The 11,743-nt window shown below is 69.8% G+C and carries 11 protein-coding genes; 1 reads left to right on the top strand and 10 read right to left on the bottom strand.

Annotation, left to right across the window (positions count from 1 at the left end; genetic code table 11):
- Nucleotides 1–5: 5 nt before the first annotated feature.
- Nucleotides 6–671, top strand: a complete 666-nt coding sequence (locus ACFXMV_RS13235; RefSeq protein WP_378498884.1) for a DUF305 domain-containing protein — start codon at nt 6–8, stop codon at nt 669–671.
- Nucleotides 672–716: 45 nt separating this feature from the next.
- Here the strand turns inward: ACFXMV_RS13235 and mutM are convergent, their stop codons facing one another.
- From mutM to recG, 10 genes are all read right to left on the bottom strand, one after another.
- The gene (gene mutM / locus ACFXMV_RS13230; RefSeq protein WP_378498883.1) at nt 717–1,607 is read right to left on the bottom strand and encodes a bifunctional DNA-formamidopyrimidine glycosylase/DNA-(apurinic or apyrimidinic site) lyase; all 891 of its coding nucleotides are present in this window, start codon (nt 1,605–1,607) and stop codon (nt 717–719) included.
- A 4-nt stretch (nt 1,608–1,611) separates the two neighbouring features.
- Nucleotides 1,612–2,355 (bottom strand): ribonuclease III, encoded by a 744-nt coding sequence (gene rnc, locus ACFXMV_RS13225; RefSeq protein WP_378498882.1) that lies wholly within the window; start codon nt 2,353–2,355, stop codon nt 1,612–1,614.
- Nucleotides 2,356–2,362: 7 nt separating this feature from the next.
- The gene (gene rpmF / locus ACFXMV_RS13220; RefSeq protein WP_378498881.1) at nt 2,363–2,545 is read right to left on the bottom strand and encodes a 50S ribosomal protein L32; all 183 of its coding nucleotides are present in this window, start codon (nt 2,543–2,545) and stop codon (nt 2,363–2,365) included.
- A 2-nt stretch (nt 2,546–2,547) separates the two neighbouring features.
- Complete coding sequence (locus tag ACFXMV_RS13215; RefSeq protein ID WP_378498887.1) at nt 2,548–3,117, bottom strand: YceD family protein; 570 nt, start codon at nt 3,115–3,117, stop codon at nt 2,548–2,550.
- Between the two features lie 155 nt (nt 3,118–3,272).
- Nucleotides 3,273–4,043 (bottom strand): DivIVA domain-containing protein, encoded by a 771-nt coding sequence (locus ACFXMV_RS13210; protein WP_378498880.1) that lies wholly within the window; start codon nt 4,041–4,043, stop codon nt 3,273–3,275.
- Between the two features lie 91 nt (nt 4,044–4,134).
- On the bottom strand, nt 4,135–4,650 hold the full coding sequence (gene coaD, locus ACFXMV_RS13205) for a pantetheine-phosphate adenylyltransferase (protein ID WP_378498879.1): 516 nt from the start codon (nt 4,648–4,650) through the stop codon (nt 4,135–4,137).
- Nucleotides 4,647–5,210 carry a 16S rRNA (guanine(966)-N(2))-methyltransferase RsmD gene (gene rsmD, locus ACFXMV_RS13200; protein ID WP_378498878.1) on the bottom strand — a complete coding sequence of 188 codons (564 nt, stop codon included), beginning with the start codon at nt 5,208–5,210 and terminating at the stop codon, nt 4,647–4,649. Before rsmD ends, coaD begins: the two co-directional genes overlap by 4 nt.
- Complete coding sequence (locus tag ACFXMV_RS13195) at nt 5,207–8,620, bottom strand: pyruvate carboxylase (protein WP_378503296.1); 3,414 nt, start codon at nt 8,618–8,620, stop codon at nt 5,207–5,209. The genes rsmD and ACFXMV_RS13195 overlap by 4 nt, the downstream gene beginning before the upstream one ends.
- Before the next feature lie 167 nt (nt 8,621–8,787).
- Complete coding sequence (locus ACFXMV_RS13190) at nt 8,788–9,501, bottom strand: HNH endonuclease family protein (RefSeq protein WP_378498886.1); 714 nt, start codon at nt 9,499–9,501, stop codon at nt 8,788–8,790.
- Nucleotides 9,502–9,506: 5 nt separating this feature from the next.
- Nucleotides 9,507–11,735, bottom strand: coding sequence for an ATP-dependent DNA helicase RecG (recG, locus tag ACFXMV_RS13185; protein WP_378498876.1), 2,229 nt, complete (start codon nt 11,733–11,735; stop codon nt 9,507–9,509).
- Nucleotides 11,736–11,743 lie beyond the last annotated feature (8 nt).

The following is an 11,743-nucleotide window of genomic DNA, read 5'->3' as shown; positions in this document are numbered from 1 at the left end:
GGCACATGAGTCGACGCTGGAGTGCACTCGCCCTCGCCTGCTGCGCAATCGTCGGACTGGTGGGCTTGGGCGTCGCGGCGGGAATGTGGTTCCAGGCGCGGGCCGACCGAACCGACGGCCCGATCGCGCTGTCCGATGCCGAGGTCGGCTTCGTGCAGGACATGGCGGCTCATCACGAGCAGGCGATCCTGCTGACACAGAACCTCTCGGACCAGGTGAGCCCGCATGTGAGGGTGCTGTCCGAGCAGATCGAGCTCGAGCAGATGCGCGAGATCGGTGAGCTGCGCGGCTGGCTGCGGCTGTATGCGCTTGCGCCGCAATCCTCCTCACCGATGGCATGGATGGCCGAACCGGGCGACGGAGGACACCACGGCCAATCGCGACCAACCGAGGACAGCGCACAGCCCGTCGCCATGCCGGGAATGGCGAGCTGGCCGGACATCGACGACCTACGCGGCCTCACCGGTCGCGACGCCGAGGTGCGCTTTCTGCAGCTGATGATCCGTCACCACAACGGCGGCATCGACATGGCCACCGCGGGATATCGGGCGAGCGACCTGCCCGCGGTCAGGCAGACGGCACTCTCGATGGTCCAGTCGCAGGCCGACGAGATCGAGTCGATGACCGGGATGCTCCGCGCCCGCGGGGCCGCCGCCCTGCCGTATCCGTGACCGGCGCCCGGTCCGAGCAACCGGACCCGGAGCTGTGAGCGAGTCTTAACCCAAGGGGGGTGCAACACGCGCACGAGCCGCGGAGCGGCCTCGGGGCTGGCACTTCGGGCAACTATAGGAGGACCGGTTCATGAACTTCTCCCGCCGGATCGGTGCACCGCAGCGGGGGCAGGGGCGATCCTCGCGGCCGTAGGCGGACAGCGCCCGATCGAAGTAGCCGGACTCCCCGTTCACGTTCACGTACAGCGCGTCGAACGAGGTGCCGCCCTGCGCCAGCGCCTCGCTCATCACGTCGGTGACCGAGTCGAGCAGCAGACGCACCTGCGGGCGGGTCAGCCGGTCGGCGGGTCGATTCCCGTGAATCCCGGTGCGCCACAATGCCTCGTCGGCATAGATGTTGCCGACCCCGGACAGCACCGTCTGGTCGAGGAGAATGCGCTTGATCTCGCTGTGCTTGCGGCGGATCGCCGCGACCACCGCGTCGCCGTCGAACTCGGGGTCGAGCGGGTCCCGTGCGATGTGGGCGACCGATTCGGGCAGCGCGGCGCCGTCCACCTCCACCATCGGGGCGAGCGCCCAGCCGCCGAAGGTGCGCTGGTCCACGAACCGCAGCTCGGTGCCGGTGTCAAGCGAGGCCAGGATCCGCAGGTGCTTCTCGCGGGCTGCGCTCGGCGGCTGGACCAGCATCTGACCACTCATCCCGAGATGGACGACCACGGCGAGGTCGCCTGGCGCCAGTTCGAGCCACAGGTACTTTCCGCGGCGACTCGCGCCGGTGATCGCCAGGCCGGTCAGCTGGGCCGCGAGGTCGTCGCCGCCGAGGAGGTGCCTGCGGACCGCTCGCGGGTGCAGGACCTCCACCGCGTCGATGCGGGATCCGACCACGTGGGCCTCGAGCCCGCGCCGGACCACCTCGACCTCCGGCAGCTCCGGCACGACGTCAGCCGACCTGGTCGGAGTTGCCCTCCGAGAGGGACTTCCAGGCGGTGCTTGCCGCCTTCTGCTCGGCTTCCTTCTTCGACCGTCCGACGCCAACACCGAGCGGATTCCCCGCGACCACCACGGTCGCGGTGAATTCCTTGTCGTGGTCGGGCCCGGTCGCGCTGATCTCGTAGACCGGCACGCCGGCGCCGCGCTCCGCGGTCAGCTCCTGGAGACTGGTCTTCCAGTCGAGGCCCGCGCCCAGCTTCGGCGCCCGCTCCAGCAGGTCGTTGAACAGCGCGAGCACCACGGTGCGCGCGGTGTCGATGCCGTGCTGCAGGTGCACCGCACCGAGCAGGGACTCCATCCCGTCGGCCAGGATGCTCGCCTTACCGCGGCCCCCGGTCATCTCCTCGCCCTTACCGAGCAGCAGATGCGCGCCGAGGCCACCCTCGCCGAGATCGCGAGCGACCTCCGCAAGGGCATGCATGTTGACGATGCTGGCCCTGATCTTGGCCAGCTCGCCCTCCGACTTGTCCGGATGCGTGACGTACAGCTTCTCGGTGATGGTCAGACCCAGCACGGAGTCGCCGAGGAACTCGAGCCGCTCATTGGTGGGCAGGCCGCCGTTCTCGTACGCGTACGAGCGGTGGGTCAGCGCCAGCGTGAGCAGGGGTTCGTCCAGGACAACGCCAAGAGCGGCGAGGAGGGAATCGCGATCCCCCTCGCCGCCGGCGGGTGCTGCGTTGCTACTGCTTGTCACTGCGCGACTAGACCGCAGCGGTGACCTGACGACCCTTGTAGGTGCCGCAGGACGGGCACGCAATGTGGGGCAGCGTCTTCTCGCCACAGCCACGGTTCTGGCAGGTGACCAGGGTGGGCACAGTGGTCTTCCACTGGCTGCGACGCGACCTGGTGTTGGACCGCGACATCTTGCGCTTGGGGACAGCCACTTCTACTTCTCCTCGGCTTCAGTGTTCACACGACTCTTGCTGGGCTGGGATGATGCATCCTCAGCGTCGAACTTCCCCGCGAGGGCAGCCCAGCGAGGATCAAGTATCTCATGTCCATGCCCAGATTCTGCAATCGCCAGACGAACCCCACATTCGGGGCACAGTCCCTGGCAATCTTCGCTGCACAATGGCTGCAGCGGAAGCGCTAGCCCAGCCGCATTCACGATGACCGGTTCGAGATCGATCAGGTCGTCGACGATGCGGTAGATCTCGTCTTCTTCGGTGGTCGCTTCCGTCGTGCTGTTCGGGTAGGCGAACAGCTCGGTGAGGTAGAGGTCCAGCTCGCCGGTGAACGGCTCGAGGCAACGCGAGCACTCGCCCGTGGTGGCCGCACGAACGGCACCGGTGACCAGGACACCCTCCGAGACGGATTCCAGCCGCAGGTCGAGTTCGACCTCACCGCCGACGGGCACCGCAACCATGTCGAGCCCGATCCGGGAGACCGTCGGCACCGTGCGGGTGACGGTGCTCATCGACCCGGGACGACGCCCGAGGCTGAGGATGTCCAGCACGAAGCCGCCGTCGTGAAGACGGGGCGAGCCGGAACGATGCGAGGACACGCGAATACTCTTTCGTCAGCGAAGAAGGGGATGGGCAACCACTCCACGGTACGCGATGGCGTACCCCAATGGAAAATCCGGCAAGATCTGACGCCGGCGACGCCCGACTACCTGTGCCGACTCGCCCGGCTGGGACGCTCGTCCGGCTCGTCGTAATCCGGAATCCCGGAGCCGGTCCGCAACTGCTGGCGACCGCGCCCCACGGAGCGGATGGTCCCGCTGAGGAACTCCTCGAACTCCGCGAGCTTGCCGTCCACGTACAGGTCGCACTCGCCCCGCAACCGGTCCGACTCGGCGTGCGCAGAGTCGATGACACGCGCCGACTCGGCGTGCGCGGCCTGCACCACCTCGGTCTGCGACACCAGACGCTCCTGCTCGGCCCGGCCGTCCGCGACAGACCGCTCGTGCGCGGCACGGCCGGACTCGACCAGGCGCTCCGCCTCGGCCGCGGCCCGTCCGGTGACGGTGTCGTACTCGTGCTGGCCGTCCGCGACGGTCCGGTCGGCCTCCTCGCGGGCATCCGCGACCAGTTCCTCGGCGTGCGCCTGTGCCTCGGAGACCATCCGATCGGCCTTCGCCTTGGCGTCTGCGAGGATCCGGTCGGCGTCGGCGCGCGACTCGGAGAGGGTGGCCTCGGCCTCGGCGTCGGCGCTCGTGACGGCCTGCTCGGCGTGCGCGCGGGCGTCGCCGACGAGCTTGTCGCGGTGGTCGAGCACGTCCTGCGCATCATCGAGTTCGCCCGGAATGGCCTCACGGACGTCGTCGAGCAGTTCCAGCACGTCGCCGCGGGGCACCACACAGCCCGCCGTCATCGGGACCCCACGCGCCTCTTCCACGATCGCGACGAGCTCGTCGAGCGCCTCGAATACCCGGTACACGCCACACCCCATTCGTCGACGACGGCTTACCGCTCCAGTCTGCCCGCAGCGCCGCCCACCGGCGCGCCGCCACGCCAGGAGTGTCGAGGATCTACTTCTGCGCGGTATCGACTGCGCGGCTCGCCGCGGTGCGTTCGGTCAGCCGGGCCAGCAGCCGCTCGTGCACCTTCTCGGGCAGCATGTCCGCGACGTCGCCGCCGTAGGTGGCCACCTCCTTGACCAGCGAGCTGGAGAGGTAGCTGTAGCGCGGGTTCGTCGCGATGAAGAGGGTGTCGACGCCGGTGAGCTTGTGGTTCATCTGCGCCATCTGCAGCTCGTAGTCGAAGTCGTTGGCGCCGCGCAGGCCCTTGACGATCGCGCTGGCGCCGTTGGCCTTTGCGTAGTCGACGAGCAGGCCCTGCCAGGAGTCGACCCGCACGTTCGGCAGCCCGGCGACCGCCTCGCGCATCATCTCGAGGCGTTCGTCGATGCTGAACAGCCCCTTCTTGTTCGGGTTGATCATCACCGTGACGATGACCTCGTCGAACTGCGCCGCGACGCGGCCGATCACGTCGAGATGCCCGTTGGTGATGGGATCGAAGGACCCGGGGCAGACCGCACTGCTCATGACTGCAGACCGTAACAGGCGATCTCGATCCGGGTCTCGCCGTACTTGCGGACCCGGTCCGCGGACAGGCCTGCCGGCCAGACGGTCGCGGGCGACCGCGAGGACCGCTCGAGCACGACCAACGAATCCTCGCCGATCCAGCCGCCGTCGACCAGCGCGCCCAGCACGGACCCGACCTCGTCCTCGCCCATTGCGTACGGCGGGTCGAGGAAGACCAGGTCGTACTCGCGGTCCGGGCTACCCGCGACGACCGCGGCCACCGGCGACGACCGCACGACCGCGCCTGGCAGCCCGAGCGTCGCCACGTTCTCGCGCGCCACCGCGGCCGCCTTCGCGTCCGACTCGACCAGCACCACATGCTCGGCGCCCCGCGAGAGTGCCTCCAGCCCAAGCGCTCCCGAACCCGCGAACAGGTCCAGGACCGCGGCGCCGTCGAGGTCCATCCGGGCGTCGAGCGAACTGAACAATGCCTCGCGCACCCGCTCCGAGGTCGGCCGGGTGCCCTTGGGCGGGACCCGGAGCCGGCGCCCACCCGCGGCGCCGGCCACGATCCGGGTCACTGCGGTCCGTCCTCCTCCGTCGAGACCACGGAGATCACAGTCAGCAGGTCGCCGCCCTCGACCTGCTGGACGGGCGAGATCGCGAGCCTGCTCACGATGCCCCCGCGGGTGGCGGTGATCGCCGCCTCCATCTTCATCGCCTCGATCGTCGCGACGGTGTCGCCCGCGGCGACCTTCTGTCCCTCGGCGACGACGAGGGTGACGACGCCCGCGAACGGCGCGGCCACGTGGCCCGGGTTGCCCCGGTCGGCCTTCTCCGCCGCGGGGACCTCGCTGGCGATAGAGCGGTCGCGCACCGACACCGGCCGCAGCTGGCCGTTGAGGATGCACATCACCGTGCGCATGCCACGCTCGTCCGCCTCGGAGACCGCCTCCAGCCCGATCAGCAGCTCGACGCCGGGGGCCAGCTCGACCCGATGCTCCTCGCCGCGACGGAGGCCGTAGAAGAACTGGTTCGCCGACAGCCGCGAGGTGTCGCCGTACTTCTCGCGGTGCTCGAGGAACTCACGGGTCGGGCCGGGGAACAGCAGCCGGTTCAGGGTGCCGCGACGCTCGGTCGGGGAACCGTCGAGTCCGGCCTGGTCCTCCGCGGACAGCGGCGTCTCGGGCTTCGCGTCGCCGCGGCCCTCGAGCGCCCTGGTGCGGAACGGCTCCGGCCAGCCGCCTGCCGGATTGCCCAGTTCGCCGCGCAGGAATCCGATCACCGACTCCGGGATGTCGTATCCGGCAGGGTTTTCCGCGAACTCGTCCGTCGACACACCCGCGCCGACGAGGTGCAGGGCCAGATCGCCCACCACCTTCGAGGACGGGGTCACCTTCACCAGGCGGCCGAGCATCCGGTCCGCGGCCGCATACTTCGCCTCGACCTCCTCGAACTGGTCGCCCAGCCCGAGCGCGATGGCCTGCTGGCGCAGGTTCGACAGCTGACCACCCGGGATCTCGTGCGTGTAGACGCGACCGGTCGGTGCAGGCAGCCCGGACTCGAACGGCGCGTACACCTTTCGCAGCGCCTCCCAGTACGGCTCGAGATCGCACACGGCCTGCAGATCCAGACCCGTGTCCCGCGTGGTGTTGGCGGTGGCCGCCACGATCGCCGACAGCGCGGGCTGGCTGGTGGTCCCCGCGAGGGCTGCGCTGGCACCGTCGACGGCGTCCGCGCCCGCCTGCCACGCCGCCAGGTAGGTGGCCAGCTGGCCGCCGGGGGTGTCGTGCGTGTGCACGTGCACCGGCAGATCGAAGTTGCTGCGCAGCGCCGTCACCAGGGTGGCGGCGGCGGGGGCACGCAGGAGTCCTGCCATGTCCTTGATGGCCAGCACGTGGGCGCCCGCGTCCACGATCTGCTCGGCCAGCTTGAGATAGTAGTCGAGGGTGTAGAGGTTCTCGTTCGGGTTCGAGAGGTCACCGGTGTAGCTCATCGCGACCTCGGCGACCGCGGTGCCCGTCTCGCGGACGGCGTCGATGGCCGGCCTCATCTGGTCGACGTTGTTGAGCGCGTCGAAGATTCGGAAGATGTCCACGCCGGTCGAGGTGGCCTCGCGCACGAACGCGCGGGTGACCGACTCGGGGTATGGCGTGTAGCCGACGGTGTTGCGCCCGCGCAGCAGCATCTGCAGGCAGATGTTCGGCATCGCCTCCCGCAGTGCAGCCAGCCGCTCCCACGGATCCTCGTGCAGGAAGCGCAGTGCGACGTCGTAGGTGGCTCCGCCCCAGGCCTCCACCGACAGCAGGTCGGGGGTCATCCGGGCGACGTGGCCTGCGACGTCGAGCAGGCCGCCGGTGCGCACCCGGGTCGCGAGCAGGGACTGGTGCGCGTCGCGGAAGGTGGTGTCGGTGACACCGAGGGCGTCCTGTGCGCGCAGCGCGGCCGCAAAGCCCTCGGGGCCGAGCTCCACCAGTCGCTGCTTCGAGCCTGCGGGCGGCGGCGTCGCGAGATCGATCTTGGGCAGCTTGTCGCGTGCGTAGACCTTCGTGGGCCGCTCGCCGTGCGGCTTGTTGACAGTCACATCGGCGAGGTAGGTCAGGATCTTGGTGCCGCGGTCCGCGGACGCCCGCGAGGTCAGCAGCTCCGGACGCTCCTCGATGAACGAGGTCGTCACACGCCCCGCGCGGAAGTCCGGATCGTCGAGCACGGCCTGCAGGAACGGGATGTTCGTGGCCACGCCACGGATACGGAACTCGGTCACCGCCCGGCGCGCCCTTGCCACGGCTGCGGGCAGGTCCCGGCCGCGACAGGTGAGCTTGACGAGCATCGAGTCGAAGTAGGCGCCCACCTCGGCGCCCAGGTTCGCGCCGCCGTCCAGGCGTACGCCCGCGCCGCCGGGGGTGCGGTAGGCGGTGATCCGGCCGGTGTCGGGCCGGAACCCGTTGGCGGGGTCCTCGGTGGTGATGCGCAGCTGCAGGGCGGCGCCGCGGAGCCGGATCGAATCCTGGCTCAGCCCGAGATCGGCCAGCGACTCGCCGGAGGCGATCCGGAGCTGCGCCTGCACCAGGTCCACGTCCGTCACCTCCTCGGTGACGGTGTGCTCGACCTGGATGCGCGGGTTCATCTCGATGAAGACGTGGTTGCCGCGGGTGTCGAGGAGGAACTCGACGGTGCCTGCGCAGGTGTAGTTGATCTCCTTGGCAAAGGCCACCGCGTCGGCGCACATGCGCGCCCGCAGCTCCTCCGGCAGGTTCGGCGCCGGCGCCAGCTCGATCACCTTCTGGTGGCGGCGCTGCACGCTGCAGTCGCGCTCGAACAGGTGGATGACGTTGCCCTGACCGTCGGCCAGGATCTGCACCTCGATGTGGCGCGGGTCGATGACGGCCTGCTCGAGGAACACGGTGGCGTCACCGAACGCGGATTCGGCCTCGCGGGCCGCGGCCTCGATCGACTCACGCAGCTGCGCGCGCTCGGCGACCCGGCGCATGCCGCGACCACCACCGCCCGCGACCGCCTTGACGAACAGCGGGAACTCCATGGTCTCGGCCGCGGCCATCAGCTCGTCCACGTCGGCGGACGGTTCCGACGACGCGAGCACGGGCAGCCCGGCCGCCTTCGCGGCGGCGATCGCGCGGGCCTTGTTTCCCGTGAGCTCGAGCACTTCGGCCGACGGACCGACGAAGGTGATGCCCTCGGCGGCGCAGGCCGCGGCGAGGTCCGGGTTTTCGGAGAGGAAGCCGTAGCCGGGGTAGATGGCGTCGGCGCCTGCCTTCTTCGCCGCCGCGACGATCTCGGCGATCGACAGGTAGGCCCGGACCGGGTGCCCCTCCTCCCCGATCTGGTAACTCTCGTCGGCCTTCAGACGGTGGACCGAGTTGCGGTCCTCGTACGGAAAGACAGCTACGGTTCCCGCGCCCAGCTCGTAGGAGGCACGGAATGCCCTGATCGCGATTTCGCCGCGATTGGCAACCAAAACTTTAGAGAACATTGCTGAAAATTACCCTTGCTCTCGCACCGCTCGCCGGTCGGAGTCCTAGCATCCGGGAAAAACCCGCACACTTGGCCCGCTGTAACGATGCAGTACGCTACCTGCCCCCACCTCACACGATGCCCCGACCCGACGTGAGCTGCGACTTCGGCCGATCTGGCGATCGATCAGCACGCCCGCAGGGCGCCCCGGAGCGCGTCAGCCGATCGCCGGTCGACGGGCAGCCCGTACTCCCGGAGCACCGACGTGAAGCGGTGCGCGTAGTCGCAGCGGAAGGCCTCGTTCGGCGGCATCCAGCCGGCAGGCGTGTGCGAGGCCTTGGCGAAGTTGGCCTCCCCCGCCACCGCGATCAGGTTCGCGGGGTCGTTCGCGAACCTTGCGCGACGCTCAGGCGGCCAGGTGTTCGCCCCCATGTCCCAGGCGAGCGCCAGCGAGACGATGTGGTCGATCTGGACCGCGTTGCTGGTGTCGTCGCCGTGCTGGAAGGCGATCACGGCGCCGCTGTACGGGTCGTGCAGGGTGCCGCTCCTGACCGCCCACGGGCAGCGCCAGATGTCGAAGTTGACCCTGTCGACAAGGTCGCGCTCGAGGATGTCGTTGCGGGTGTCGCAGCCGTTGTGGCCCAGCGGCGCGTCCGTGTCGTCCGTCCATGCGGGCCCGAAGTCGCCGCGGTCGTAGCCGGGCACCTTGGTGCGCTTGTCCACCACCGCGATACCCGCCAGCGGATCGGTGGCCGGGTCGCCGGACGGCGCGGCGCTCACCGCGCCCGACCCCGCGGCGGGCCGGTCGCTGTCACCCCCGCGGGCCTGCAGCAGGCCGATGGCCACCAGCAGCGCGACGGCGAGCACCACGACGAGGCCGAGACCACCGCGAAACCCCAGCCGCCTCACGACTTCTCCAGGTACTCGATCTTCTCGGTGTCGATCGCGGCCGTCACCATCGAGGCCAGGCCCGGGTGCTCGGACAGCTCCGGATCGGCCTCGATCACCGCGCGCGAGAACTCCCGCGCGGCGACGATCACGTCCTCGTGGTCGAGCAGCGAGAGCAGCCGGAGCGTGGTGGTGCTGCCGGACTGCGCGGCGCCGAGGACATCGCCCTCTCGCCGCTGGGCGAGGTCGAGCTGGGCGAGTTCGAAGCCGTCGTTGGTGCCCGCCACCGCGGTCAGCCGCTCGAACGGCGGCGAGCCCGGGTTCATGTCGGTGATGAGCAGACACAGCCCCTGGTGCGCGCCACGACCCACCCGGCCGCGGAGCTGGTGCAGCTGGCTGACCCCGAACCGGTCCGCGTCCTTGAGCACCATCACCGTGGCGTTCGGCACATCGACGCCGACCTCGACCACGGTGGTGCACACCAGCACGTCGATCAGGCCCGCGGTGAAATCACGCATCACGGCGTCCTTCTCATCCGCGGGCAACCGGCCGTGCAGCAGGCCGACGCGAACCCCGGACAGCGGGCCGAACCGCAGCTCCTCGAACAGCGCCAACGCCGCCGTCGTGGGCTGCTCCTTCGCGTCAGGGGCGTCGTCCCCCTCGCCGATCCGCGAGCACACCACGTAGGCCTGTCTGCCCTCGGCGACCTCCTCCCGGATCCGAGCCCAGGCGCGATCGACCCACGCCGGCTGGGTCCGGGCGGGCACGACCGTGCTGACGATGGGCGAGCGTCCGCTGGGCAGCTGGCGCAGCGTCGAGGTCTCCAGGTCACCGAGCACGGTCATCGCGATGGTGCGGGGAATGGGCGTCGCGGTCATCACCAGCAGGTGCGGGCTCAGCCCCTCGCGCGCCCGGCCACGCAGCTCGTCGCGCTGCTCGACACCGAACCGGTGCTGCTCGTCGACCACCACCATGCCCAGATTGAAGAACTCCACGTTGTCCTGGATGAGGGCATGGGTGCCGATCACGATCCCGGCGTCCCCGGTGATGGCCTCGTTCAGCGCGGTCCTGCGGGCGGAGACCGGCATGGACCCGGTCAGCAGGGTCACCCGCGTCGCCAGGTCGTCGGCGCCGAGTTCGCCTGCCAGAGCCAGGTTTCCGAGCATCTGCCGCAGCGACCGCGCGTGCTGCGCTGCGAGCACCTCCGTCGGCGCCAGCAGCGCGCACTGATAGCCGGCGTCGATCACCTGCAGCATCGCGCGCAGCGCGACCACTGTCTTGCCGGACCCGACCTCGCCCTGCAGCAGCCGGTTCATCGGGTGCGCCCTGCCGAGATCGGCGGAGATCTCCTCGGCGACCGCGTGCTGACCCTCGGTCAGCGTGAACGGCAGCCGGGTCTCGAACGCGGCGGCCACGCCGTCGGGCTTCGGCGGGCAGGCGGGCGCCACCCGTCCGGCTACCTCGTGGCTGCGCTGCGCCAGCACCAACTGCAGGGCGACCGCCTCGTCGAACCGGAGGCGGTCGCGGGCGCGGTCCACCTCATCCTTGGTCTCCGGCAGATGCACCAGCCGCAGCGCCTCGTCGAGACCGATCAGACCGTGCTCGCGCCGCACCGCCTCCGGCAGCGGGTCCTGCACCTCGTCGAGTTGGTCGAGGACCTGCCGGACGCACCGCGCGAGGGTCCAGCTCTCCACCTCGCGCGTCGACGGGTACACCGGGATCAGGGCCCGGTCGAAGATCGACATGTCCACCGCCGCACCGGAGTCCTGCGCGCTGCGAGCCATGTCGGCGAGCGCGCCGCCGCCGCGCACCACCGCGGGGGCGTCGGATCCGTCGCGCGACGGCAGGATCAGATAGCTCGGGTGGGTCAGGCCGAGCTGCTCACGGAAGTACTTGACGTTGCCCGAAAACATTGCGCGCACACCGGGTTTGATGACGTGGGAGACCTTCTGCGCATTGAAGAAGGTGGCGTCGATGTCCGACTTGTCGCTGGAGAGGACCACCTTGAGCATCGTGCCGGGACGCGACTTCATCCTCATGATCTTGGCGCTGGTCACGGTCGCGACCAGGGTGATGTGCGAGCCCGCCTCGGGCTTCTTGTCCCCCAGCTCGGCGCCCTGTGTCGCGTACCGGTGCGGGTAGTGCCGCAACAGATCCTGCACGGTCGCGATGCCGAACGCCTCGGCGAGCGGTTCTGCGACCTTGCGGCCGAGCAGGTGATCGATCCGATCAGTCAGAGTTGCCATGACACACC

Source organism: Rhodococcus sp. NPDC059179, assembly GCF_042754885.1.
Classification (GTDB): Bacteria; Actinomycetota; Actinomycetes; order Mycobacteriales; family Mycobacteriaceae; genus Rhodococcus_G.
The sequence above is the reverse complement of the archived record's forward strand: the minus strand, read 5'-3'. Positions and strand labels throughout refer to the sequence as shown.

Coding starts and splice junctions, on each gene's coding strand:
- ACFXMV_RS13235 (WP_378498884.1), top strand. CDS start 6: ATGAGTCGACGCTGGAGTGCACTCGCCCTCGCCTGCTGCGCAATCGTC.
- recG (WP_378498876.1), bottom strand. CDS start 11,735: ATGGCAACTCTGACTGATCGGATCGATCACCTGCTCGGCCGCAAGGTC.
- coaD (WP_378498879.1), bottom strand. CDS start 4,650: ATGAGCAGTGCGGTCTGCCCCGGGTCCTTCGATCCCATCACCAACGGG.
- ACFXMV_RS13195 (WP_378503296.1), bottom strand. CDS start 8,620: ATGTTCTCTAAAGTTTTGGTTGCCAATCGCGGCGAAATCGCGATCAGG.